This window comes from Variovorax paradoxus, from assembly GCA_016806145.1.
In the GTDB taxonomy this organism is placed as follows: domain Bacteria; phylum Pseudomonadota; class Gammaproteobacteria; order Burkholderiales; family Burkholderiaceae_C; genus Variovorax.
Window position 1 is genome coordinate 2,163,691 of sequence record CP063166.1, and the last position, 23,133, is coordinate 2,186,823.

Below are 23,133 nucleotides of genomic sequence, written 5' to 3' on the forward strand. Positions count from 1 at the left end.
GTTAACATTCGAAGCCCTTTTCCGGAACTTCCCTTGCGTCTTCCTGCCCCGACCGGCCGCGCCGCGGCCCTGTTGCTTGCCTGCCTGACCAGCGCGATCGCCTTCATGGCTCCCGTCGCCGCCTCCGCAGCCCCGCCAGAACCTCCGCCGATCTTCGTGCTCAACTCGCTCGACGCCAGCGTCAGCGTGATCAATCCGCTCGACTGGACCGAGAAGCAGCGCATCGCCACCGGCAAGGAGCCGCACCACATCTACATGACGCCCGACGAGAAGTCGGTCATCGTGGCGAATTCGGCCGGCGACTCGCTGACTTTCGTGAATCCGCGCACGGCCGAGGTCCAGCGCGTGGTCTACGGGATCATCGATCCCTACCAGCTGCAGTTCTCGCGCGACATGAAATGGTTCGTGACCGCGGCCAACCGGCTCAACCACGTCGACATCTACCGCTGGGACGGCAAGGACCTGAAGCTCGCCAAGCGCATCGCCACCGGCAAGACGCCCAGCCACATCTGGATCGACAACACTAGCACCATCGCCTACGTGACGATGCAGGACAGCGACGAGCTGATCGCCGTCGACCTGCCGACGCAGACCGTCCGCTGGCGCATGGCCACCGGTCCGATGCCGGCCGACATCTACGGCGTGCACAACGACAAGACGCTGCTCGTGGGCCTGACCGGCAGCGACGGCGTGCAGGTGTTCGACGTGGCGGGCGCACAGCCGAAGCTGGTGGGCAAGATCCCGACCGGCAAGGGCGCGCACGCCTTCCGCTCGGCCGGCGACGGCAAGAGCGTGTTCGTGAGCAACCGGGTGGCCAATTCCATCAGCCGCATCGACCTCGCCACGCTCAAGGTCACCGACACCTACCCGGTGCCCGGCGGCCCGGACTGCATGGACGTGTCGGCCGACGGCAAGACCCTGTACGTGACCTCGCGCTGGGCCAAGAAGCTCAGCGTGGTCGACCTGGCCAGCGGCAAGGTGGTGCGGCAGGTGAATGTCGGCCGTTCGCCGCACGGCGTCTGGACGCTCGATCATGCGAAGCGCCTCTAAGCTGCGCCGGCGTACGGCCACGGGGCTCGTCGCGCTGCTGGCCACCGCCATCGCGATGCCCGCGGCCTGGGCCCAGGCGCCGGCGAGCTGCGAGAAACCCGTCTACCTGACCTTCGACACCGGCCACATGGGCATCGCGCCGCTGGTGGCCGAGGTGCTCAAGCGCCAGCAGGTGCACGTCACCTTCTTTGCCGCCGCCGAGCGCACCCAGACCGAGGGCGACAGCCTCGACAACCACTGGGCCGCCTGGTGGAAGGCGAGGGCGGCCGAGGGCCATGAATTCGGCTCGCACACCTACGACCACGTCTACTGGCGCGGCGACCTCAAGGGCGTGACGCCGAGCTTCCGCGTCAAGCCCTCCGCGGGCGCGTTGGCCGGGCGCGAATTCACCTGGAGCGCGGCCGAGTACTGCGCCAACATCCGCAAGGCCTCCGAGCGGCTCGAGCTGATCACCGGCAAGAAGCCGCTGCCGCTGTACCGCGCGCCCGGCGGCAAGACCTCGCCCAAGCTGCTGGCCGCCGCGCGCGACTGCGGCTATGCGCACGTGGGCTGGGCGCCGGCGGGTTTTCTCGGCGACGAGCTGCCGAGCGAGAAGTTCAGCAACGAGAAGCTGCTCACGCAGGCACTCGACACCATCCGCCCCGGCGACATCCTGCTCGCGCACCTGGGCATCTGGTCGCGCAAGGATCCGTGGGCGCCGGCGAACCTCGAGCCGCTGATCGTCGGCCTGAAGGCCAAGGGCTTCTGCTTCCAGACGCTGCGCCAGCATCCCGACTACCGCGCCTGGATCGCATCGCACCCCTGAGGCGGTTTTCGTGATCGACTGGCTGACGGATCTCTTCTCCTCGCTGCAGGGCTGGTTCTTCGAAACCGTCGTGCAGCCCTTCGTCTATGCGATCGGCCTCGGCGGCTGGACCGAGGACGCCTTCGACGCCACCGGCTGGCTGCTCGTCGGCCTGATCCAGATCGTGGTGCTGGTCGCGCTGATCGGCCCGCTGCAGCGCTGGCGCGCCGTGGAGCCGGTGACCGACCGGCGCGCGATCCGCATCGACGTGCTCTACACGCTGATCCACCGGCTGGGGCTGTTCCGGCTCGCGATGTTCTTCACGCTGCAGCCGGTGTTCGACGACCTCATGGGCAGCCTGCGCGCGGCCGGCTGGGGCACCTTGCACCTCGACGAACTCTGGCCCGGCGTGACCGACGTGCCGGTGGTCGCGTTCGCGATCTACCTGGTGGTGCTCGACTTCGTCGGCTACTGGATCCACCGTGGCCAGCACCAGTTCAACTGGTGGTGGGGGCTGCATTCGCTGCATCACTCGCAGCGCCAGATGACCATGTGGAGCGACGACCGCAACCACCTGCTCGACGACATCCTGCACGACACCCTGATCGTGATCGTGGCGCAGTTGATCGGCGTGGTGCCGGGCCAGTTCATCGCCTTCGTCGCCTTCACCCAGTTGAGCGAGAGCCTGCAGCACGCCAACCTGCGCCTGAGTTTCGGCGCCCTCGGCGAGCGGCTGTGGATCAGTCCGCGCTTCCACCGGCTGCACCACAGCATCGGGCTGGGCCACGAGTCGCACGGCAAGAGCACGCTCGGCGGCCACAACTTCGGCGTGCTGCTGCCCTGGTGGGACATGATGTTCGGTACCGCCAACTTCGAGAACCGCTACGACCCGACCGGCGTGCGCGACCAGGTCGAGCCCGATGCCGCGGGCAAGCTGCGCGACTACGGCCAGGGTTTCTGGACCCAGCAGTGGCTGGGACTGAAACGCATGGTCGGGCGCGGTTGAGCGCGGCTTCTCTCCAGCTGGCTCACCCGCGCGCGGCGTGCGCGCGAACCGGCGAATCGCCCGGCCGCCGGCTCTGGCTTCACGGCCGCGCGGGGCGCGCCGGGTTATCCTCCCGCCCGATGCGCCTGCTCCTCGACTCCTTCTGGCGCGCGGTGGCCTATTGCATGCTGCCGCGCGTGATCGTGCTGTCGTTGCTGCCGCTGGGCCTAATGGTGGTGCTGGCCGCCGTCTTCGGCTACTTCTATTGGGATGCCGCGGTCGCGTGGACGCGCGGCGCGCTCGAATCCTGGCCGCTGCTGGCCAGCTTCTGGAGCTGGATCGGGCGGCTGTTCTCGGGCGATGTCACCTCGATGCTGGCGCCGCTGGTGGTGGTGTTCGCCGCCACGCCGCTGATCGTGGTGCTGGCGCTGGTGATCGTGGCCGGCTTCATGGCGCCCGCGCTCACGCGGCTGGTGGCCGAGCGCCGCTTTCCCTCGCTCGAGCGCAAGAAGGGCGCCTCCTTCTTCGGCAGCGTGGCGCGCTCCATCGGCCTGACCGTGCTGGCGCTGCTCGCGCTGGTGGTCTCGATGCCGCTGTGGCTGATTCCCCCGCTGGTGCTGATCCTGCCGCCGCTGATCTGGGGCTGGCTCACCTACCGCGTGATGAGCTTCGACGCGCTGGCCGAGCATGCCAGCGCCGAGGAGCGCGCCACCTTGCTGCGCGCGCACCGGCTGCCGCTGCTGTGCATCGGCGTGCTCTGCGGCTACCTGGGCGCGGCGCCCAGCATCGTCTGGGCCTCGGGCCTGTTGTTCGCGGCCGCCTTCTTCGTGCTGGTGCCGCTCGCGATCTGGATCTACACCCTGGTCTTCGCCTTCTCGGCCCTGTGGTTCGGCCACTACTGCCTCGATGCGCTGGCGCAGCTGCGCGGTCAGCGCGCGGCCGCCATTCCGGGCGACCCCACCGCCATCGAGGCCGACCAGGCCGTTCTCTCCCAATGGAAATCCCCATGACCCGTGAATTCGGCCTGATCGTCGTCGGCGACGAGATCCTTTCGGGCAAGCGCCTCGACAAGCACATGCCCAAGGTGATCGAGCTGCTCGCGGCGCGCGGCCTGCAGTTGGGCTGGGCCGAGTACGTGGGCGACGTGCCCGAGCGCATCACCGCCGCGCTGGCGCGCGCCTTCGCCTCGGGCGACGTCGTCTTCTCGACCGGCGGCATCGGCGCCACGCCCGACGACCACACCCGCCAGTGCGCCGCCAAGGCGCTGGGCGTGCCGCTGGCGCTGCATCCCGAGGCCGAACTGCTGATCCGCGAGCGCATGCAGGACACGGCGCGCGAGCAAGGCGTGCCCTACGAGCCCGACCGGCCTGACAACATCCACCGGCTCAACATGGGCGTGTTTCCCGAGGGCGCCCGGATCATCGCCAACCCCTACAACAAGATCCCGGGCTTCAGCGTCGGCGACGTCCATTTCGTGCCCGGCTTCCCGGTCATGGCCTGGCCGATGATCGAGTCGGTGCTCGACGGGCTTTATGCCGATCTTTTCGTCCAGACCCGGGTCATGGAGAAGTCCGTGATCGTTTTCGGTGCCATGGAAGCCACCCTCACGCCCCTGATGCAGGCGATCGAGGCACGCCATGCGCGCATCAAGGTTTTCAGCCTGCCGAGCGTCGATCACCCCCAGTACGGCCGTCATATCGAGCTCGGCGTCAAGGGCGACCCGGAACTGCTCGACGCGGCCTATGGCCAGCTCATCGAAGGTCTGCACACTTTTAATGCGCAACTTGGCCCAGAATTGGTGCGTTGATTTCGATGGCACCAATTTGGTGAATTCGGCCGAGTTTCAGGCCTCCAAAGTGCCCGCCGCCGGCTGTTGATCGCAGGCGACAATGGCACAGAAACTGCATCCCGCATCCCTGTATTCCCAACCACCCATCCAACTCAGGAGAAATTGATGGCAAAGACCGTCGCCGACGTCATGAAGCTCGTGAAGGAAAACGAGGTCAAGTTCGTCGACTTCCGTTTCACCGACACCCGCGGTAAAGAACAACACGTGACCGTGCCCGTGTCGCACTTCGACGAAGACAAGTTCAGCTCGGGCCACGCGTTCGACGGCTCGTCCATCGCCGGCTGGAAGGGGATCGAAGCCTCGGACATGCAGCTCATGCCCGACCCGAACACCGCCAACATCGATCCCTTCTTCGAAGAGACCACGATGATCCTGACCTGCGACGTGATCGACCCGACCGACGGCAAGCCGTACGAGCGCGATCCCCGTTCGCTGGCCAAGCGCGCCGAAGCCTACATGAAGGCTTCGGGCCTGGGCGACACGGCCTACTTCGGTCCGGAACCCGAATTCTTCGTGTTCGACGGCGTGCGCTGGAAGAACGACATGTCGGGCTGCTTCGTGAAGATCGATTCCGAAGAAGCCTCGTGGAACACCGACAAGGAATACGAGCACGGCAACACCGGCCACCGTCCCGCGGTCAAGGGCGGCTACTTCCCGGTTCCCCCGGTCGACAGCTTCCAGGACATGCGTTCGGAAATGTGCCTGGTGCTCGAATCGCTGGGCATCCCGGTCGAAGTGCATCACCATGAAGTGGCCAACGCCGGCCAGATGGAACTCGGCACCAAGTTCAGCACGCTGATCCAGCGCGCCGACTGGGTCCAGCTGCAGAAGTACGTGATCCACAACGTGGCCCACGCCTACGGCAAGACCGCCACCTTCATGCCCAAGCCCATCGTCGGCGACAACGGCTCGGGCATGCACGTGCACCAGTCGGTCTGGAAGGACGGCAAGAACCTGTTCGCCGGCGACGGCTACGCAGGTCTCTCGGACTTCGCGCTGCACTACATCGGCGGCATCATCAAGCACGCCCGTGCCCTGAACGCCATCACGAACCCCGGCACCAACAGCTACAAGCGCCTGGTGCCCGGCTTCGAAGCCCCGGTGAAGCTGGCCTACTCGGCCAAGAACCGCTCGGCCTCGATCCGCATCCCGTTCGTGGCGAATCCGAAGGGCCGCCGCGTCGAAGCGCGCTTCCCCGATCCGCTGATGAACCCGTACCTCGGTTTCGCCGCGCTGCTGATGGCCGGTCTCGACGGCGTGGAAAACAAGATCCACCCGGGCGAAGCCGCGAGCAAGGACCTCTACCATCTGCCGCCGGAAGAAGACGCGCTGATCCCGACCGTCTGCCACAGCCTCGACCAGGCCCTGGAATACCTGGACAAGGACCGTGCATTCCTGACCAAGGGCGGCGTGTTCACCGATGCCTACATCGACGCGTACATCGAGCTGAAGATGCAGGAAGTCACGCGCTTCCGCATGGCCACGCACCCGGTCGAATTCGACATGTACTACTCGCTCTGATCGCGGTTTCCCCGCTCGGAGTAACACGAAAGGACGGCCTCGGCCGTCCTTTTCATTGGGGCCGGAACATCCTGGCATCGGAGGCGTCGAATTGCATGAAAATGCGCCTTTTCGCGCTCTCCCGGACCCTCGAGGCCCCCAAGATCCCATGAAGACCGCCGCACCACTTCTCCTGCTGACCGCCTCCCTGTTCGCCCTGTCGGCGCTCGCGCAGGAGCGCGTCTGGCGTTGCGGGAACGAATACACCAACAACGCCACCGTCGCGCAGCAGCGCGGCTGCAAGGTGATGGAGGGCGGCAACGTCACCGTCGTGCAGGGCGCCTCGCGCGCCGCGCTCGGCGGTGCCGCGGGCTCGACCTCCGCGGCCCGTTCGCCGGCCGGCAGCCCGCGCGTCGAGGGCGCCGACCAGCGCGCGCGCGACGGCGAGGCGCGCTCGGTGCTCGAGTCCGAACTGCGCAAGGCCGAATCGCGCCAGGCCGAGCTGCAGAAGGAATACAACAACGGCGAGCCCGAGAAGCAGGGCAGCGAAGGCCGCAACTACCAGAAGTACCTCGACCGCGTGGCCGAGATGAAGGCCGAACTGGCCCGCAACGAAAGCGACATCGCCGGCATCCGCCGCGAGATCAGCCGGCTGCCGGCTCCCAAGAACTAACCCGTTCCTGCATCGGCAGGACGAACACCACAGGATTTCCATGGCTTTCGGAAAGAAGGCGGCAAGCGCCAGTCCGCGCTTTCAGGCCTTCGACCTGCTGTCGACCCTGATCGCGGTCGTCAACAGCAAGGGCTCGGTGCTGTTCGCCAATGCCGGTCTCGAAGACGCGCTCGGCACCTCGCGCCGCACGCTCGAGGGCTCGCAGTTCGGCGCCTGCTTCCACGAACCCCAGGTGCTGCGCACCGCCATCGACGGCGCCAGCGCCAACGACTTCGCCACCCTGCGCTACGAGGCCTTCCTGCGCCGCGTCAACCACGAGCTGATGCCGGTGCAGGTCACGCTGGCCAAGGGCGAGAAGGCCGGCGAACTCATCGTCGAGATGCTGCCGCTCGAGCACCAGGTGCGGCAGGACCGCGAGGAGCGGCTGCTCGACCAGGCGCAGGCCAACAAGGAGCTGATCCGCAACCTCGCCCACGAGATCAAGAACCCGCTCGGCGGCATCCGCGGCGCGGCGCAGCTGCTGCAGATGGAGGTCGAGTCGCGCGACCTCATCGAATACACCCAGGTCATCATCCACGAGGCCGACCGGCTGCAGACGCTGGTCGACCGCCTGCTGGCGCCGCACCGCCGGCCGCACGTGGTGGGCGACGTGAACATCCACGAGGTCTGCGAGCGCGTGCGCTCGGTGATCCTGGCGGAATTCCCGCGCGACCTGCACATCGAGCGCGACTTCGACGTCTCGATCCCCGAGTTCCGCGGCGACCGCGAGCAGCTGATCCAGGCCACGCTCAACATCGTCCACAACGCCGCGCAGGCCCTGGCCGAGCGTCGCGCGGCGGGCGATGCATGCATCACTTTCAAGACCCGGGTCGCGCGCCAGGTGATCTTCAACAAGCAGTGGTATCGATTGGCACTGGAATTGCATGTCATCGACAATGGACCGGGCGTGCCGGACGCGATCAAGGACCGAATCTTCTATCCGCTGGTGTCGGGCAGAGAGGGTGGTACAGGGCTGGGTTTGACGCTCGCACAGACTTTTGTGCAACAGCATCACGGCGTGATCGAGTGCGACAGTGTCCCGGGCCGAACCGATTTCAAGATATTGATTCCGCTGCCCTAGCAGCCACCGGCAACAAGGAGATGCATGAAGCCGATCTGGATAGTTGATGACGACCAATCGATCCGCTTCGTGCTGGAGAAGGCCCTGCTTCGGGAGGACCTCCCGACCCGCAGTTTCACCAACACGCGCGAAGTGCTGGCGGCCCTCGAACAGGCCGCCGAGGACGAGCAGCAGGGCCCGCAGGTCCTGGTGAGCGACATCCGCATGCCCGGCGGTTCCGGGCTCGAGCTGCTCGACAAGATCAAGGCCAAGCATCCGGGCCTGCCGGTCATCATCATGACGGCCTTCTCCGACTTGGACAGCGCCGTCTCGGCGTTCCAGGGCGGCGCCTTCGAATACCTGCCCAAGCCCTTCGACCTGCCGCGCGCGGTCGAGCTGATCCGCCGCGCCGTCGACGAGAGCCAGCGCGAGGAAGTGGCCGAGGAACGCATGGTCGCCGCGCCCGAGATGCTCGGCCAGGCGCCCGCGATGCAGGACGTGTTCCGCGCCATCGGCCGGCTCTCGCAGAGCAACGTCACGGTGCTGATCACCGGCGAATCGGGTTCGGGCAAGGAGCTCGTGGCGCGCGCGCTGCACAAGCACTCGCCGCGCGCCAACGGCCCCTTCGTCGCCATCAACACCGCGGCCATCCCGAAGGACTTGCTCGAGAGCGAACTCTTCGGCCACGAGCGCGGCGCCTTCACGGGCGCGCAGACCATGCGGCGCGGCCGCTTCGAGCAGGCCGAGGGCGGCACGCTGTTCCTCGACGAAATCGGCGACATGCCCTTCGACCTGCAGACGCGCCTGTTGCGCGTGCTCAGCGACGGCCACTTCTACCGCGTGGGCGGCCACAACTCGGTCAAGGCCAACGTGCGCGTCATCGCGGCCACCCACCAGGACCTCGAGCAGCGCGTGAAGCTCGGCGGCTTCCGCGAAGACCTGTTCCACCGCCTCAACGTCATCCGCCTGCGCCTGCCCGCGCTGCGCGAACGCGGCGAGGACGTGCCCGCGCTCACGCGCCACTTCCTGCAACAGAGCGCGCGGCAGCTCGGCGTCGAGCCCAAGCGCATCTCCGATGCGGCGCTGGCCAAGCTCGCGGGCTTCAACTTCCCCGGCAACGTCCGCCAGCTCGAGAACATCTGCCACTGGCTGACCGTGATGGCGCCGGCGCAGCTGATCGAGGCCAAGGACCTGCCGCCCGAGGTGCTCGCGACCGGCGGCGCGCCAATGCTGTCGCCCGACAGCCATGCGGGCGAGCCCGTGGCCCATGCGACAGCCGCCGTGCCCGTGGCGCCGCATGCGTCCACGCCTTTCGCGGGAGCGGCGGTCGACAGCGTGGTGCCGGCACCCGCCGTCGCGGCGCACGCGCCGGCCGACGCTTCCGGCAACTGGGAGAGCGGCCTCGAGGCCGAGGCCCAGGCGCTGCTCGCGGCCGGCCGCACCGACGTGTGGGACGTGCTGTCGCGCCGCTTCGAATCGCGCCTGATCCTCACGGCGCTGTCGAGCACGCGCGGCCGCCGCATCGAGGCCGCGCAGAAGCTCGGCATCGGGCGCAACACCATCACGCGCAAGATCCAGGAACTCGGCATCGAGTGATGCCGGTCGAGCCCGCGGCCTCGGCGCCGCGCGGCTCGTCTTCCCGCCGAAAGACTCAGCGGCTTCGTTGTCCCTGCGTCAGCGAATCGAGCTGGAACTTTCCGCTCTTGTCCCAGAGCCAGGTGTCGATGTAGGTGTGGCCGCCCAGCTTGCCCGGGTTGGGCAGCGGCGAGGCCGCCTTGATCAGCTCCTCGATCATCGGCGGCACCTCGGGCGCATGGCTCGGGATGCGGCTGAAGGTGACGCCCGTGACCTTGCCGCTCGCGTCGATGTCCGTCTCGACCACCACCACCGCATACACCAGCGGCGGGATCTTGCCCTTGTAGATGCGCTGCGCGTACTTCGTGTAGATGTGGCGCGCGCCGATCTTGCGGTAGGCGCGCACCACCGGCGTCTGCGTCGTGATGAGGCGCACCGTGGGCACCTCGGACTTCGCGGGCGGGCCGTCGTCGGGCGCGGTGGCGGTGCCGCCGGGGCTCGCGGGCGTCTCGCCGCCGCTCGCGGTCTTCTTGTCGAACACCCCGCAGGCCGCGAGCGACAGCGCCAGCAAGGCGACGGTCGCGGTCCTGGCGATCGCCACGCCGGGCTTCCTTGCCTCAGCCACCGAGATCCACATCGAGCACCACCGGCGCATGGTCGCTGGGTTTTTCCCATTTGCGCGGCACGCGGTCGATCACGCAGCCCCTGACCTGCGGCTTGAGCGCGTCGCTCACCAGCACGTGGTCGATGCGCAGTCCGCGGTTCTTCTGGTAGCCGAGCATGCGGTAGTCCCACCACGAGTAGCTCTTCTCGGGCTGTTCGAACATCCGGAAGCTGTCGGTCAGGCCCAGGCCGAGCAACTGCTTGAAATGGTCGCGCTCCTCGGTCGTGTGGTGGATGGTTTCCTTCAGGCCCACCGGGTCGAAGCTGTCGCGGTCCTCGGGCGTGATGTTGAAGTCGCCCAGCAGCACCAGGTTCGGATTCGCGGCCAGTTCGGCGCGCAGCCATTCGCGCAGCGCGTCGAGCCACTTCATCTTGTAGGCGAACTTGTCGCAGCCCGGCGCCTGGCCGTTGACGAAGTAGCCGTTGACCACGCGCACCGGCCCGCGCGGCGTGTCGATGGTGGCGGCGATCACGCGCGACTGGTCGTCGGTGAAGCCGCCGATGTTCTTCACCACGTCGCGCAACGGCGCGAGGCTCAGGATCGCGACCCCGTTGTAGGTCTTCTGGCCGAACACCGCCGCGTCATAGCCGGCCGACTTGAGGATCTCGAGCGGGAACTTGTCGTCGCTCATCTTGAGTTCCTGCAGGCACAGCACGTCGACCGGGTTGGCGATCAGCCAGTCGAGCACGTGCTGCAGGCGGGCGGTGAGGGAGTTAACGTTCCAGGTGGCGATCTTCATGGGGTGGGTGAGCTGTCGTTGATCGACAACTGCTGAAGTGTGGGGTGGGCCTCGCGGCCGGCGTGTCCGTGGTTATACCGAAACGCGCGGGCGCCACCGCCCGATCGACTAAGATGAGAACCATTCGTATTCATGAGGCCGCGATCCCCGCACGCCGTTCGGAAGAATTAACGCCGATTCCGCCCTTCACCCGCACCCCCATGCACATGTCCAAGCCCTCTACCGCGGCCACCACGGCTGGCTGCTGGGCTGGCTGCGCGGCAGGCTGGGCAATTCCTTCGACGCCGCGGACCTGGCGCAGGACACCTTCCTTCGCATCCTCACGGCGCCCGACCACACGCCCGAGAAGCAGGGCGACTGGCAGCTGCGCGAGCCGCGTGCCTACCTGACGGTCGTCGCCAAGCGCCTGCTCGCGAACCTGTATCGGCGGCGCTCGCTCGAGCAGGCCTACCTCGATGCGCTGGGCGCAATGCCCGAGCCGCTGGCGCCGTCGCCCGAGCAGCAGGCGATCATTCTCGAAACGCTGCAGGAGATCGATGCGATGCTCGACGGCCTCGCGCTACCGGTGCGGCAGGCCTTCCTGATGGCGCAGCTCGAAGGGCTGGGCTATGCCGAGATCGCGATGCGGCTGGGCGTGAGCGAGCGCACGGTGAAGCGCTACATGGCCGAGGCGATGGCGCACTGCATCGTGCTGGCGGTATGAGCGCGGCGAGTATGCCGCGCGTGGTGGTCGACAAGGCCGTGGCCACGCAGGCCGCCCAGGGCTTCCTGCTGCTGCAGTCGGGCGAGGCCACGGCCGCCGACCGCACGCGCTGGATGCAGTGGCGCGCGGCCGATCCGGCCCATGAGGATGCCTGGCAGCGCGCCGAGCAGGTGAGCCGCAAGTTCGGCCTGCTGCCGGGCGCGCTGGCGATGCCCGCGCTGGGACGCACGGTGCGGGCCGACCGCCGCGCCGCGGTCAAGGCGCTCGCGCTGCTGCTGGCCGCGGTGCCCGCCGGCTGGGTCGCATGGCGCGCCTCGCCGGCGCGCGAATGGCTGGCCGACCACCGCACTGCCACGGGCGAGCGGCGCGAAGTGCGCCTGCCCGACGGCACGGGCATGCAGCTCAACACCGCGACGGCCATCGACGTGGCCTACGACGCCACGCTGCGGCGGGTGCGCCTGCGCGCGGGCGAGATCCTCGTCGACACCGCACCCGACCGCGTGCCCGCCGGCGACACCGCCTACCGCCCCTTCGTGGTCGACACCGCGCAGGGACGGCTGCGTGCGCTGGGCACGCGCTTCGTGGTGCGGCAGCACGAGGACCGGCGCAGCCACGTGGGCGTGCTCGAGGGCGCGGTCGAGGTCCGGCCCGACGATGCCCACGGCCTCGCGGTGGTGCTGCGCGCCGGCGAGCAGGCCGGCTTCTCCGCCTCGGCGGTCGATGCGCCGCGCGCGCTCGATGCCGGGGCCGACGATTGGTCGCGCGGCGTGCTGCGCGTGAAGAACATGCGCCTGCACGACTTCCTCGCCGAGCTCGGCCGCTACCGGCCCGGGGTGCTGCATTGCGATCCCGCGGTGGCCGAGCTGCGCGTCTCCGGCGTCTTCCAGCTGCGCGACACCACGCCCGTGCTCGACAGCCTGCCGCAGGCCTTGCCGGTACAGGTGCTGTCGCGCACGCGCTATTGGGTGACGGTGGCTGCGGCCGGCGGCTGAGGGCGCGCAAGCGCGCCGGGCCGGCCGGCGAAAAAAAATCCGCCGCGCCGTGTCCCTTTTCTTCTTCTCGCGTGTGAAGCCTTGAGGAACAGCCACTTCACACCTTCTTGCGAGAGATCTCCCCATGGCCCGTCGCCCTCCGTTCTTCTTCGATTCCCGCATCGCGCGCGCGGTGCATGGCGCCTTGCTCGCCATGGCCTGCGCCGCCGGCGGCAGCGCGGCCCAGGCGCAAGGCGCCGACGCCGCGGCCCAGGCCGAGCAACCCAGGAGCTACAGCATCGCCGCCGGCCCGCTCGACGACGCGCTCGCCAGCTTCGCCGCCGCCGCGGGCCTGAGCCTCACGATGCCGCCGGCCCTGGTGCGGGACAAGCGATCGCCAGGCCTGCAGGGCAGCCATGGCGTGCGCGAAGCCTTCGCGCGCCTGCTCGCGGGCTCGGGGCTCGAGGCGGCCGGCGGCGCGGGCGGTGCCTACGTGCTGCGCCCCGCCGCGGCCGGCACCGGGAGCGATGCCGCGGGCGCCACGCTCGCGCCGATCACCGTCACCGCGGCCCCGGTGCGCAGCGCCACCAGCGAGGGCACGCACTCCTATGCCGCGCCGCTGCTGACGATCGGCAAGGGTGAGCAGGCGGCGAAGGACATCCCGCAGTCGGTCAGCGTGCTCACGCGCCAGCGGCTCGACGACCAGGGCCTCGTCGACCTGCGCGACGCGGCCAATGCCGTCACCGGCGTGGTCGGCGTGAAGGGCGTGGGGCCGGGCATGGTGCTGTCGTCGCGCGGCTTCCAGATCGATGCCTGGCAGTACGACGGCGTGCCGGTACCGCGCAACTGGTATTCGCTGGGCAACTGGGCCACCGAGGCGCTGGTGTTCCACGACCGCCTCGAGGTGCTGCGCGGTGCCGCGGGCCTGCTGCAGGGCACGGGCAGCCCGGGCGGCGCCGTCAACCTGGTGCGCAAGCGCGGCCAGTCCGAGAAGACGCTGGTGCTGACCGGCAAGGCCGGCAGCTGGAACCACTACGGCGCACAGCTCGACGCGGGCGGGCCGCTCAATGCCGAGGGCACGCTGCGCGGGCGCGTGGTGCTCGACGAGGATCGCAGCCACTCGTTCACCGATTTCGTCTGGAGCCGCACGCGTTCGCTCTACGGCGCGATCGACTACGACCTCTCGCCCGACACCACCCTCGGCCTCGGCATCAGCCAGGTGAAGGGCAGCGGCCGCCCGATGCTGCGCGGCTTCCCGCGCTATCCCGACGGCAGCGACATCGGGCTGCCGCGCTCGGTGTACACGGGCGCCTGGTGGAATCGCCACGACAGCGAGCAGACCACCCTGTATGCCGACCTGGAGCATCGCTTCAACGCGAACTGGAAGCTCAAGGCCTCGGCGCTGCGCATGAACGAGCGCAATGCCTCGCAGCACCAGCGCATGCACGGCAACGTGCAGCCCGACGGCAGCGGATTGAGCTTCGCCGACTGGGACAACCTGTTCGATTCGAAGAAGGCCGGGCTCGACGTCTACGTGCGCGGCCGCTTCGAGGCGCTGTCGCTGGAGCACGACCTGACGGTCGGCGCGAACTACGCCAAGTACACCTCGAAGGACCGCTTCGGCCGCCGCTTCACGAGCGGCGGCAACATCTTCGCGCCCGACCACTACCGGCCGGCGCAGAACTACGAGACCATCCTCGCGGCGGGCGGCACCCAGAGCCACACCGCGTACGACATCAGCCAGTCGGGCCTGTACGGCAGCTGGCGCGTGAAGCTCGCGGAGCCGCTGACGGCCATCCTCGGCGCGCGCGCGAGCTGGTACGACTACCTCTACGCCGACCGCACCCGCGACACCCGCAGCACCGTGAGCACCAACGCCAGGATCACGCCCTATGTCGGCCTGGTGTTCGCGCTCGACCGGCAGTGGTCGGCCTACGGCAGCGTCACCGAGGTGTTCGAACCGCAGTCCGAGCGCGCGCTGAACAACGAGCCGCTCAAGCCGATCACCGGCCGCAACTACGAGCTGGGCCTGAAGGGCGAGCTGATGGACGGCCGGCTCAATGCCTCGCTGGCCGTGTTCCGCTACGACCACCGCAACCGCGCCGTGACCGATTACGACAACGGCTACGCCTGCGACGACTGGTACTGCTACAAGTCCTCGGGCAAGGTGCGCAGCCAAGGCTTCGAGGCCGAGCTCAGCGGCGAGATCGCGCCACGGCTGCAGCTCACTGCCGGCTACACCTACAACACGACGAAATTCCTCGAGGACCCCGACAACCAGGGCCAGGTCTTCAGCCAGTGGACGCCGCGCCACATGCTGCGCGTGTGGAGCGACTACCGGCTGCCGGGCGCATGGAGCCGGCTCAGCGTGGGCGGTGGCTTCACGGTGCAGAGCAGCACGCTGGGCTACGACCGCTCGTTCAAGGTGCCGGGCTTCATGGTGTGGAGCGCGCGCGTGGCCTACCAGGCGACGCCCGAGCTGAGCCTGGCGCTCAACGTCTACAACGTGTTCGACAAGCGCTACTACATCCCGGCCTTCAACGAGACCAACGGCAACAACAACTACGGCGACCCGCGCAACCTGATGTTCACGGTGAAGTACACGCCCAGGCTCTGAGCTGCGGGCGATGAGGCGGCTCAGCGGGCGCTGAACATCGAGAAGCGTTCGCGGATCTGCTCCAGCAGGTAGGCCGCCGCCGCCGACAGCGGCCGCCCGTCGCGCACGACCAGCCGCACCTTCGCCTTGCGGCACAGTGCATGCGCGAGCGGCAGCGCGACCAGCTGGCCGGCCTCGATCTCGGCCGCGGCCGCGAGGCCCGCGCCGACGAAGCTCACGCCGTCGGTGGCGCGCACGAAACGCTTGAGGCCGGCCACCGAGTTGCTGCAGAAGGTGGGATGCAGCTTCACGTGCTCGGCGTAGGCGAGCAGCTCCAGCAGCCGGCCGACGCCGTAGCCCGGCGGCATCAGGCCGAGCGGATAGTCCATCACCTGCCGGATGTTCAGCGGGCCCGCGAGCCCGGCGAGCGGATGGCCGTGGCGCACCAGCAGCTTCATCGGCGCGGCGGCGCTCGCCGCGAACCGCAGCCGCGCATCCGACTCGGGGTTGTAGGCCACGCCGATGTGCGCGGCATCGTCGGCCAGCGCCTCCATGAGATCGCTGACCGGCAGCGCGTCGACCGTCACCGACAGCCCGGGATGCGCGGCGCAGAAGGGCGCGACCACCTGGTCGAGCAGCCCGTCGATGAAGCCCTCGCTCGCGACGATGCGCACGCTGCCCGCATCCATCGACTCGATGGCGCGCAGCCGTTCGCCCAACTGCTCCTGGTGCGCCTGGCAGCCGCGCCAGTAGTCGACCAGGTGCGTGGCCGCATCGGTCGGCGCGACGCCGCGCGCCTGCCGCTCGAACAGCACCACGCCGATCTCCTCCTCGAGCAGCGCGATCTGCCGCGTGATGACCGACGGCGCCGTGTTGAGCGCATCGGCCGCGCCGCGGATCGAGCGCTGAACGAAGACCTCGCGGAAGTAGCGCAGGCGTTTCTGGTTGATCTCGCGCATGGCGGCGGCTCCTTTGTGCGTTGCTCGATGGGCAACGAAGTGCGTCGGAAATTGCTGTTGCTCGAACTCATGCTAGCCCAAACAATTTGCCGCATGCATCGCGTGGATGCAGCGAGGCGGTACCGGGCGAGCCGCTTCCTCGATGACGTTCCCGAGCCCGCTTCGAACCCACCGGAGAATCCATGAAAGACACCTGTTCGCGTGGCGGGGCCCATCGCCCGGCCCGTGCCATCTCACGCTCCATGGCCCGCGTCGTGCTCCTCGCCGCGGCGGCCGTCGCGTCCGTCGCCTCGGCCTGGGCCGAGACCTTTCCCTCGCGTCCCGTGACGATGCTGGTGGCGTTCCCGCCCGGCGGGCCGGCCGACGTGCTGGCGCGCGCCATGCAGCCGGCGATGGCCAAGGCGCTGGGCCAGCCGATGGTGATCGAGAACCTGCCGGGCGCGGGCGGCGCGCTCGCGGTGCAGCGCATGCTGAGCCGGCCCGCCGATGGCTACACGCTGATCATGGGCTCGCCCAACGAGGCGATCCTCGCGCCGCTGTCGAACGCATCGGCGAAGTACAAGCCCGAGGAGCTCGCGCTGCTGGCGCCGATCTCCAGCCATCCGCTGGTGGTGATGGCGCGCAACGACCTGCCCTACGGCTCGCTCGAGGAGCTCATCGCGGCCACCCGCAAGCCCGGCGCGCAGAGCCTGAGCTTCGGCAGCCCGGGCCACGGCTCGATGTACCACATCGTCTCGGAGTACCTGGCGCAGGCGACCGGCGCGCGCCTGCTGCAGGTGCCCTACAAGGGCGCGACGCCGATGCTGCAGGACCTCGTCGGGCAGCAGATCGACATCACCATCCTGCCGAACCTCGGCGCCTCGATCCAGCTGCTCGAGAGCCGCAAGATCAAGGCCCTCGAGGTGCTCGACACCCGGCGCATGCCCACGCTGCCCGAGGTGCCCGCCATCACCGAGAGCGGCATCGCGCGCAAGAGCGAATTCGTCCATTCGGTCTGGCTCGCGGTGATGGCGCGCGCCGGCCTGCCCGACGACCGGGCGCGTGTGTTGCTGGCCGCCTCGCAGCAGGCGATCCAGTCGCCCGAGATGGCGAAGGCGCTGGCGCAATCGGGCGTGCAGCCGATGAAGCCGCAGCCGCTGGCCGAGTCGGCGCGCTTCTATGCCGACGAGACCGCGAAGTTCAAGAAGATGGCGCGCTCGATCCAGCTCGCCGCGCAGTGAGCACACCAGCCATCGAAGCACAAGCACCGAAAGCCTCCCGTGAGAATCCTCGTCGCCGGTTTCCAGCACGAAACCAACACCTTCGCTCCCACCGTCGCGTCCTACCGCAGCTTCGTGAACGGGGAGGACTTCCCCGCCATGGCGCGCGGCGGCGCCATCCTCGATCTGCTCGGGGTCAACCTGCCGGTCAGCGGCTTCATCCACCACGTGCGCGATGAGGGCCACGAGGTGCTGCCGGTGATCTGGGCCGGCGCCGGCGCCTCCGCGCACGTCACGACCGATGCCTACGAACGCATCGCGGGCGAGATCGTCGAGGCCGCGAAGATGGCGCGCTTCGACGCCATCTACCTCGACCTGCATGGCGCGATGGTCGCGCAGCACCTCGACGACGGCGAAGGCGAGCTGCTGGCGCGCGTGCGCGCCGTGGTGGGGCCGCGCATGAAGATCGCGGTGTCGCTCGATTCGCATGCCAACGTCACGCGGCAGATGCTGGCGCTGGCCGACGGCGTCGTGGCCTACCGCACCTATCCGCATGTCGACATGGCCGACACCGGCCGCCGTGCCGGCGAACTGCTGCTGGCGCTGTGCGCCGCGGACCGGCCGGCGCATTGCGCGGTGCGGCGGCTGCCGTTCCTGATCCCGGTCAACAGCATGTCGACCATGATGCAGCCCGCGCGCGGCGTCTACGACCTGCTCGAGACGCTGGAGCAACGCGACGGCGTGCTCTCGCTGTCCTTCGCGCCGGGCTTCCCCGCGTCCGACTTTCCCGAATGCGGGCCGGTGGTCTGGGGCCATGGCTTCGATGCCGAACGCACCGAGCGCGCGGTCGATGCGCTGTTCGACCGCATCGCGCATCCCGAGGCGCAGTGGGCCGTGCGCTTCGAGACGCCCGAGGCCGCCGTGGCGCGCGCGATGGCGCTGGCCGCCACGGCTTCGCGCCCGGTGATCCTGGCCGACACGCAGGACAACCCGGGCGTGGGCGGCGATTCGAACACCACCGGGCTGCTGCGCGCGTTGCTCGCGCTGGGCGCGCGGGAGGCCGCCATCGGCCTGATCTGCGACCCCGCCGCGGCCGCCGCCGCCCACGCGGCCGGCATCGGTGCCCGCATCGACATCGCGCTGGGCGGATGCCCGCAGGTGCCGGGCGATGCGCCACTGCGCGCGCGCTTCGAGGTCGAGGCGCTGGCCGACGGGCGGCTGGTGTATGGCGGGCCGATGTTCCATGGCAAGCAGGCCGAGCTCGGGCCGATGGCATGCCTGCGCATCGACGGCGTGCGCGTGGTCGTGAGTTCGGCCAAGGCGCAGCTGCTGGACCGCAACATGTACCGCGCCGTCGGCATCGAGCCGGCCGCGATGAAGATCCTGGTCAACAAGAGCTCGGTGCATTTCCGCGCCGACTTCGCGGCGATCGCGCACGAGATCCTCGTGGTGCGCGCGCCCGGTCCCTTCATCGCCGATCCCGCCGACCTGCCGTGGACCCGGCTCGGCCCCGGCATGCGGCTGCGGCCCGAGGGACCGGTCTTCGGTGGCGCGCCACCGGCGCAGGCCTGAGCGCCGGGGTGGAGGAGGGGAGCGGGGGCGGCGCGATCGGACATTCGTCCAATGGCGCGAAAGGACGCCGCGGCCGACAGTAGCGGCTCCCGTCACTTCCTTCCAGAGACCCTCCCATGAAGCACTTCCAACGCCTCCAGCTCGCCGCCGCCCTCGCCGTCGGCCTCTCGTTCTCCGTCACGGCCGCCAGCGCGGCGGGCCCGGCCGCGGCCGCCGCCACCAGCGCATCGCCCAGCGTGGTGCTGGTGCACGGCGCCTTCGCCGACGGCTCCGACTGGGCCAAGGTGATCCCGCTGCTGCAGGCCAAGGGCGTCAACGTCGTCTCGGTGCAGAACCCGCTGACCTCGCTCGAGGACGACGTGGCCGCGGCCAAGCGCGCCATCGATGCCCAGCCCGGCAAGGTGGTGCTGGTCGGCCACTCGTGGGGCGGCACCGTGATCACCGAGGCCGGCGGCAACGACAAGGTCGCCTCGCTGGTCTACGTGGCGGCCTTCGCGCCCGACGCGGGCCAGAACTCGGGCGAGCTCGGCAAGGACTATCCGGCGCCGCCCGGCTTCGCGCACATCGCGGCCGATGCCTCGGGCTTCCTGCGCCTCACGCCCGAGGGCATGAGCAAGCATTTCGCGCAGGACCTGCCGGCCGCGACCACGCGCGTGATGGCCGTGACGCAGGGCGCGATCCAGGCCAAGGCCTTCGAGCAGAAGGTGTCGGCCGCCGCCTGGAAGACCAGGCCCTCCTGGTACATCGTCAGCAGCGCCGACCACATGATCCAGCCCGCGCTGCAGCGCGACATGGCAAAGCGCATCGGCGCGCACGTGACCACGCTGAACACCAGCCACGTGCCGCAGCAGTCGCAGCCCGCGAAGGTGGCCGAGGTGATCCTGGACGCGGTGCGCCAGTCGAAGTAAGGTGCCGGCGCCCGCCGCCTACCGGACCCATTGCCTTGCAGCCCATCGCCCACGTCCCGCTCTTCGATGCCATCAAAGCGCTCGCCTTCGTCGGCGACCTCAGCATGGGCCAGCCCATCGACCATTCGGCGCGCGTGGCGTGGATCGCCGCGAGGCTGGCGCAGGCAATGGGCCGGGACGAGGCGGCGCAGGGACACGCGGCCTGCGTCGCGCTGCTGCGCTGGTCGGGCTGCACCGCCAACGCGCCCGAGTTCTCCGACCTGCTCGGCGACGATGTCGGCGGGCGCCGCGCGATGCTCGCGACCGCTTCGGCGCGCGAAGCGGCGGCGTTCGCGGGCACGGTCGGCTCGTTGGCCGAGATCCATTGCGAGGTGTCGGGCGAGATCGCGCGCTTCCTCGGCCTGCCCGAGGCGGTCGAGCGGCCGCTGCGCCACATGTTCGAGAACTTCGATGGCAGCGGCAAACCGGCGGGCCTGGCCGCGCCGCACATTCCGGAGGCGGTGTACCTGGCCACGCTCGCGGGCGATCTCGAGATCTTCTCGCGCACGCACGGCCTGCAGAGCGCGCTGCGCCAGATCGACGAGCGCGCCGACGGGCGCTATCCCGCGGCGCTGGTGCAGGTGGCGCGGCAGCACGCGGTCGACTGGCTGCATGCGCTCGACCAGGGTGCCGCGGCCGACCTGCAGGCGCCCGAGGGCGCGCTGCGCGAGGCGCTCGCGCCGCTCGAGCTGATCGCCGACGTGATCGATCTCAAGCTGCCGTGGATGACCGGCTTCTCGCGCCGCGTGGCCGAGGCGGCCGCCGCCTGCGCCGCGGGCCTGGGGCTCGATGCCGCGGCCTGCGAGCAGGTGCGGCGCGCGGCGCTGATCCACGGCATCGGCCGCGCCTCGGTGCCGAACGCGGTCTGGGATTCGCCCAAGCTGCGCAGCGAGGCCGACAAGGAGCGGCTGCGCCTCGTGCCCTACTGGACCGAACGCGCCGCGCGCCGCATCGAGACCTTGCGCTCCGAGGCCGAGATCGCTTCCTTCGTCGACGAGCGGCTCGATGGCTCGGGCTTCTTCCGCGGCGTGAAGGGCGCGGCGATCGGTACGGCCGAACGCGTGCTGGCCGCGGCGGTGCACTGGGTGCTGCTGCACACGGCCGCGCCGGGCCGGCCCGCGCTGGCGGCCGAGGAGGCGCAGGCGCAATTGCGTTGCGAGGCGGAGCAGGGCCGGCTCGATGCGGCCGCCGTCGCCGCGTTGACCGGGCACGCATCGGTGGCAGCGAAGACGCCCGTCGCGGAAAGCGATGCCAGCGCCTTGCTCTCGTCGCGCGAGGTCGAGGTGCTGGGCCGCATCAGCCTCGGCGAGAGCAACAAGGAGGCGGCGCGCACGCTCGGCATCAGCCCGAGCACGGTGCGCGCGCATCTCGAGAACATCTTCCGCAAGCTCGGCTGCACCACGCGCGCGGCCGCGACGCTCAAGGCGATGACGCTCGGGCTGCTCTGAGCTTTCAGCCCGGCTCGGGGCCGGTCTCGGGCGCGTTGCCCGTCATCATCTGGCTCAGCAGGCCGCCGAGGGCCTCGCGCTGGGCGGTATCGAACATGCGCAGCAGATGCAACTCGGCGGCGGCATGCTTGGGCATCGCCTCGTCGGCCAGCCGCATGCCCTTGGCCGTGAGCTTCACCAGCACGCCGCGGCCGTCGTCGGGATGGATCGAGCGCTTGACCAGCCCTTCCTGCTCGAGCCGCTTGAGCAGGTTCGACAGCCCGCCCGAGGTGAACAGCAGCGTGCTCTGCAGCCGCGAGGGCGACAGCCGGTAGGGCGCGCCGGCCACGCGCAGGGTCGCGAGCACCGCGTACTCCTGGTACTTGATGCCGAAGGGCTGCAGCACCGCGTTGATGGTGCGCAGCACCACTTCCTCGAGCCGCAGCAGCCGGCCGACCACCGCCTTGCCGCTGCTGTCGATGTCGGGCCGCTCGGTGCGCCATTGCCGGATGCCGCGCTCGACGAGGTCGGCGCCGGTCGCGGGTTGCAAGGCCTCGGGCGCGGCAACCTCGAGCGCTTCGCGCGCCTTGGCACCGCGGGATCGCGGCGGGCTCTTCGATGCATCGTCCTTGTGCTGCATGGCGTCCTTTCGATGGCGATTTCCGTGCGTTCGCGATGCGTCTTGGTGCATCGCGCGGCAGCGGGTTGGTACCTATCTTAAATGCCTTGCGTTTATCTTTTGCAAAAGATAAAGTGAATCGCATCGCGCTTCGATCCCCTCCAGCCTTCGCTCTCACAGGAGTCGCCTCCATGAAAACCGCGCTCGCACGTTGCCTGTCCCTGGGCTTTGCCTCCTTGCTGATGTCGGGTGCGCTGCACGCCGAGGAGCTGGTGGTCGGCATCTTCGGCGGCTCCTTCGCCGACGACTCGAAGACCTGCCACATCGCCTCGTTCGAGAAGAAGACCGGCGCCAAGGTGGCGCTCAAGCTCGGCAGTTCCTCGCAGTTCGCCGCGGCCATCCGCGCGACCGGCGGCAAGTCCGACTTCGACGTGGTCTACATCGACAACTCGCTCGCCGCGCAGCTCAAGAACGAGAAGCTGCTCGAGACCATCGACAAGTCGAAGCTCGCGAACGCCGCCGACATCTCGCCGCGCGCGCTCGACAAGGACGGCCAGTACATCGTGTTCATGACGGGCGCCACCGTCATCGTCTACGACACCAAACAGATCAAGACCCCGCCCACTTCCTGGGCCGACCTCGCCAGGCCCGAGTACGACGGCCGCCTCGCCATCGGCGACATCAGCGGCACCTCGGGCTCGCAGTTCCTGATGGCGCTCAACCGCATGAAGGGCGGCGAGCTGGGCAACATGGATGCCGGCTTCGCGGCCGTGAAGCCGATCGCCAAGGCCTCGGTCACGCTCTACACCCAGGCCGACCAGATCGTCTCGCTGTTCGAGCGCCAGGAGATCGCCGCCGCCGTCTGGTACCCCGACCGCGCGGGCTCGGCCATCGACAAGGGCCTGCCGCTCGCGATCGTCTATCCGAAGGAAGGCGCGGTCGGCATCCTGCCCGCGCTCGTGATTCCCAAGGGCGCGAAGTCGCCGGCGCTCGCGCTCAAGTACATCGACGAGGTGCTGTCGAAGGAAGGCCAGGCCTGCTTCGCCGAGCGCAAGTACGCGGGCCCGGTCAACACGCAGGTCAAGCTCAGCGACAAGGCCGCGAAGATCGTTCCGTACAAGGAGACCTTCGACAAGCTCTGGCTGCCCGATCCCGAGCAGGTCGCGAAGTCCATGCCCGAGTGGACCCGCCGCTGGCAGCGCGAAGTCGCGCGCTGAGCGCC

Annotated in this window: 21 protein-coding genes; 17 read left to right on the top strand and 4 right to left on the bottom strand. The window is 69.2% G+C overall.

Annotation, left to right across the window (positions count from 1 at the left end; genetic code table 11):
• Nucleotides 1-33 precede the first annotated feature (33 nt).
• The 9 genes from INQ48_09845 to ntrC all read left to right on the top strand — a co-directional run bounded on the left by INQ48_09845 (nucleotide 34) and on the right by ntrC (nucleotide 9,536).
• Nucleotides 34-1,050, top strand: a complete 1,017-nt coding sequence (locus tag INQ48_09845; protein ID QRF59496.1) for a beta-propeller fold lactonase family protein — start codon at nucleotides 34-36, stop codon at nucleotides 1,048-1,050.
• Nucleotides 1,051-1,105: 55 nt separating this feature from the next.
• Complete coding sequence (locus tag INQ48_09850) at nucleotides 1,106-1,855, top strand: polysaccharide deacetylase family protein (protein ID QRF60677.1); 750 nt, start codon at nucleotides 1,106-1,108, stop codon at nucleotides 1,853-1,855.
• A 10-nt stretch (nucleotides 1,856-1,865) separates the two neighbouring features.
• On the top strand, nucleotides 1,866-2,840 hold the full coding sequence (locus INQ48_09855; GenBank protein QRF59497.1) for a sterol desaturase family protein: 975 nt from the start codon (nucleotides 1,866-1,868) through the stop codon (nucleotides 2,838-2,840).
• A gap of 119 nt (nucleotides 2,841-2,959) precedes the next feature.
• Nucleotides 2,960-3,829, top strand: coding sequence for an EI24 domain-containing protein (locus INQ48_09860; protein ID QRF59498.1), 870 nt, complete (start codon nucleotides 2,960-2,962; stop codon nucleotides 3,827-3,829).
• Nucleotides 3,826-4,626, top strand: coding sequence for a competence/damage-inducible protein A (locus INQ48_09865; protein QRF59499.1), 801 nt, complete (start codon nucleotides 3,826-3,828; stop codon nucleotides 4,624-4,626). Before INQ48_09860 ends, INQ48_09865 begins: the two co-directional genes overlap by 4 nt.
• A 147-nt stretch (nucleotides 4,627-4,773) precedes the next feature.
• Nucleotides 4,774-6,189: a type I glutamate--ammonia ligase gene (gene glnA / locus INQ48_09870; protein ID QRF59500.1), complete on the top strand. Its 1,416-nt coding sequence runs from the start codon at nucleotides 4,774-4,776 to the stop codon at nucleotides 6,187-6,189.
• Between the two features lie 148 nt (nucleotides 6,190-6,337).
• Nucleotides 6,338-6,841 carry a hypothetical protein gene (locus tag INQ48_09875; protein QRF59501.1) on the top strand — a complete coding sequence of 168 codons (504 nt, stop codon included), beginning with the start codon at nucleotides 6,338-6,340 and terminating at the stop codon, nucleotides 6,839-6,841.
• A 40-nt stretch (nucleotides 6,842-6,881) separates the two neighbouring features.
• Complete coding sequence (locus INQ48_09880; GenBank protein QRF59502.1) at nucleotides 6,882-7,961, top strand: PAS domain-containing sensor histidine kinase; 1,080 nt, start codon at nucleotides 6,882-6,884, stop codon at nucleotides 7,959-7,961.
• 24 nt (nucleotides 7,962-7,985) lie between these two features.
• A complete protein-coding gene (gene ntrC / locus INQ48_09885) occupies nucleotides 7,986-9,536 on the top strand; it encodes a nitrogen regulation protein NR(I) (GenBank protein ID QRF59503.1) in 1,551 nt (516 codons plus the stop codon).
• 55 nt (nucleotides 9,537-9,591) lie between these two features.
• Here ntrC and INQ48_09890 read toward each other — a convergent pair whose 3' ends face one another.
• Together INQ48_09890 and xth are read right to left on the bottom strand one after the other, a co-directional pair.
• Nucleotides 9,592-10,152 carry a hypothetical protein gene (locus tag INQ48_09890; protein ID QRF59504.1) on the bottom strand — a complete coding sequence of 187 codons (561 nt, stop codon included), beginning with the start codon at nucleotides 10,150-10,152 and terminating at the stop codon, nucleotides 9,592-9,594.
• The gene (gene xth / locus INQ48_09895; protein QRF59505.1) at nucleotides 10,133-10,918 is read right to left on the bottom strand and encodes an exodeoxyribonuclease III; all 786 of its coding nucleotides are present in this window, start codon (nucleotides 10,916-10,918) and stop codon (nucleotides 10,133-10,135) included. Before xth ends, INQ48_09890 begins: the two co-directional genes overlap by 20 nt.
• A 166-nt stretch (nucleotides 10,919-11,084) precedes the next feature.
• On the opposite strand from xth, the gene INQ48_09900 reads away from it, so the two are divergent.
• The 3 genes from INQ48_09900 to INQ48_09910 all read left to right on the top strand — a co-directional run bounded on the left by INQ48_09900 (nucleotide 11,085) and on the right by INQ48_09910 (nucleotide 15,209).
• Nucleotides 11,085-11,621: a sigma-70 family RNA polymerase sigma factor gene (locus tag INQ48_09900; protein QRF60678.1), complete on the top strand. Its 537-nt coding sequence runs from the start codon at nucleotides 11,085-11,087 to the stop codon at nucleotides 11,619-11,621.
• A complete protein-coding gene (locus tag INQ48_09905; protein QRF59506.1) occupies nucleotides 11,618-12,613 on the top strand; it encodes a FecR domain-containing protein in 996 nt (331 codons plus the stop codon). Before INQ48_09900 ends, INQ48_09905 begins: the two co-directional genes overlap by 4 nt.
• A gap of 124 nt (nucleotides 12,614-12,737) precedes the next feature.
• Nucleotides 12,738-15,209 carry a TonB-dependent siderophore receptor gene (locus tag INQ48_09910; protein ID QRF59507.1) on the top strand — a complete coding sequence of 824 codons (2,472 nt, stop codon included), beginning with the start codon at nucleotides 12,738-12,740 and terminating at the stop codon, nucleotides 15,207-15,209.
• A gap of 20 nt (nucleotides 15,210-15,229) precedes the next feature.
• Here INQ48_09910 and INQ48_09915 read toward each other — a convergent pair whose 3' ends face one another.
• A complete protein-coding gene (locus INQ48_09915) occupies nucleotides 15,230-16,147 on the bottom strand; it encodes a LysR family transcriptional regulator (protein QRF59508.1) in 918 nt (305 codons plus the stop codon).
• Nucleotides 16,148-16,389: 242 nt separating this feature from the next.
• On the opposite strand from INQ48_09915, the gene INQ48_09920 reads away from it, so the two are divergent.
• From INQ48_09920 to INQ48_09935, 4 genes are all read left to right on the top strand, one after another.
• Nucleotides 16,390-17,367, top strand: coding sequence for a tripartite tricarboxylate transporter substrate binding protein (locus INQ48_09920; GenBank protein QRF59509.1), 978 nt, complete (start codon nucleotides 16,390-16,392; stop codon nucleotides 17,365-17,367).
• Between the two features lie 39 nt (nucleotides 17,368-17,406).
• Nucleotides 17,407-18,918: a M81 family metallopeptidase gene (locus INQ48_09925; protein ID QRF59510.1), complete on the top strand. Its 1,512-nt coding sequence runs from the start codon at nucleotides 17,407-17,409 to the stop codon at nucleotides 18,916-18,918.
• A gap of 116 nt (nucleotides 18,919-19,034) precedes the next feature.
• Nucleotides 19,035-19,826, top strand: coding sequence for an alpha/beta hydrolase (locus INQ48_09930; GenBank protein ID QRF59511.1), 792 nt, complete (start codon nucleotides 19,035-19,037; stop codon nucleotides 19,824-19,826).
• Nucleotides 19,827-19,930: 104 nt separating this feature from the next.
• Nucleotides 19,931-21,313: a LuxR family transcriptional regulator gene (locus INQ48_09935; GenBank protein QRF60679.1), complete on the top strand. Its 1,383-nt coding sequence runs from the start codon at nucleotides 19,931-19,933 to the stop codon at nucleotides 21,311-21,313.
• 4 nt (nucleotides 21,314-21,317) lie between these two features.
• Here INQ48_09935 and INQ48_09940 read toward each other — a convergent pair whose 3' ends face one another.
• The gene (locus INQ48_09940) at nucleotides 21,318-21,932 is read right to left on the bottom strand and encodes a MarR family transcriptional regulator (protein ID QRF59512.1); all 615 of its coding nucleotides are present in this window, start codon (nucleotides 21,930-21,932) and stop codon (nucleotides 21,318-21,320) included.
• 170 nt (nucleotides 21,933-22,102) lie between these two features.
• Here INQ48_09940 and INQ48_09945 point away from each other — a divergent pair, with 170 nt between their 5' ends.
• Nucleotides 22,103-23,128, top strand: a complete 1,026-nt coding sequence (locus tag INQ48_09945; GenBank protein QRF59513.1) for an ABC transporter substrate-binding protein — start codon at nucleotides 22,103-22,105, stop codon at nucleotides 23,126-23,128.
• The last annotated feature ends 5 nt before the right edge of the window (nucleotides 23,129-23,133 follow it).

Coding starts and splice junctions, on each gene's coding strand:
- INQ48_09850 (QRF60677.1), top strand. CDS start 1,106: ATGCCCGCGGCCTGGGCCCAGGCGCCGGCGAGCTGCGAGAAACCCGTC.
- INQ48_09860 (QRF59498.1), top strand. CDS start 2,960: ATGCGCCTGCTCCTCGACTCCTTCTGGCGCGCGGTGGCCTATTGCATG.
- INQ48_09865 (QRF59499.1), top strand. CDS start 3,826: ATGACCCGTGAATTCGGCCTGATCGTCGTCGGCGACGAGATCCTTTCG.
- glnA (QRF59500.1), top strand. CDS start 4,774: ATGGCAAAGACCGTCGCCGACGTCATGAAGCTCGTGAAGGAAAACGAG.
- INQ48_09875 (QRF59501.1), top strand. CDS start 6,338: ATGAAGACCGCCGCACCACTTCTCCTGCTGACCGCCTCCCTGTTCGCC.
- INQ48_09880 (QRF59502.1), top strand. CDS start 6,882: ATGGCTTTCGGAAAGAAGGCGGCAAGCGCCAGTCCGCGCTTTCAGGCC.
- ntrC (QRF59503.1), top strand. CDS start 7,986: ATGAAGCCGATCTGGATAGTTGATGACGACCAATCGATCCGCTTCGTG.
- INQ48_09890 (QRF59504.1), bottom strand. CDS start 10,152: ATGTGGATCTCGGTGGCTGAGGCAAGGAAGCCCGGCGTGGCGATCGCC.
- xth (QRF59505.1), bottom strand. CDS start 10,918: ATGAAGATCGCCACCTGGAACGTTAACTCCCTCACCGCCCGCCTGCAG.
- INQ48_09905 (QRF59506.1), top strand. CDS start 11,618: ATGAGCGCGGCGAGTATGCCGCGCGTGGTGGTCGACAAGGCCGTGGCC.
- INQ48_09910 (QRF59507.1), top strand. CDS start 12,738: ATGGCCCGTCGCCCTCCGTTCTTCTTCGATTCCCGCATCGCGCGCGCG.
- INQ48_09915 (QRF59508.1), bottom strand. CDS start 16,147: ATGCGCGAGATCAACCAGAAACGCCTGCGCTACTTCCGCGAGGTCTTC.
- INQ48_09920 (QRF59509.1), top strand. CDS start 16,390: ATGGCCCGCGTCGTGCTCCTCGCCGCGGCGGCCGTCGCGTCCGTCGCC.
- INQ48_09930 (QRF59511.1), top strand. CDS start 19,035: ATGAAGCACTTCCAACGCCTCCAGCTCGCCGCCGCCCTCGCCGTCGGC.
- INQ48_09935 (QRF60679.1), top strand. CDS start 19,931: ATGGGCCAGCCCATCGACCATTCGGCGCGCGTGGCGTGGATCGCCGCG.
- INQ48_09940 (QRF59512.1), bottom strand. CDS start 21,932: ATGCAGCACAAGGACGATGCATCGAAGAGCCCGCCGCGATCCCGCGGT.
- INQ48_09945 (QRF59513.1), top strand. CDS start 22,103: ATGAAAACCGCGCTCGCACGTTGCCTGTCCCTGGGCTTTGCCTCCTTG.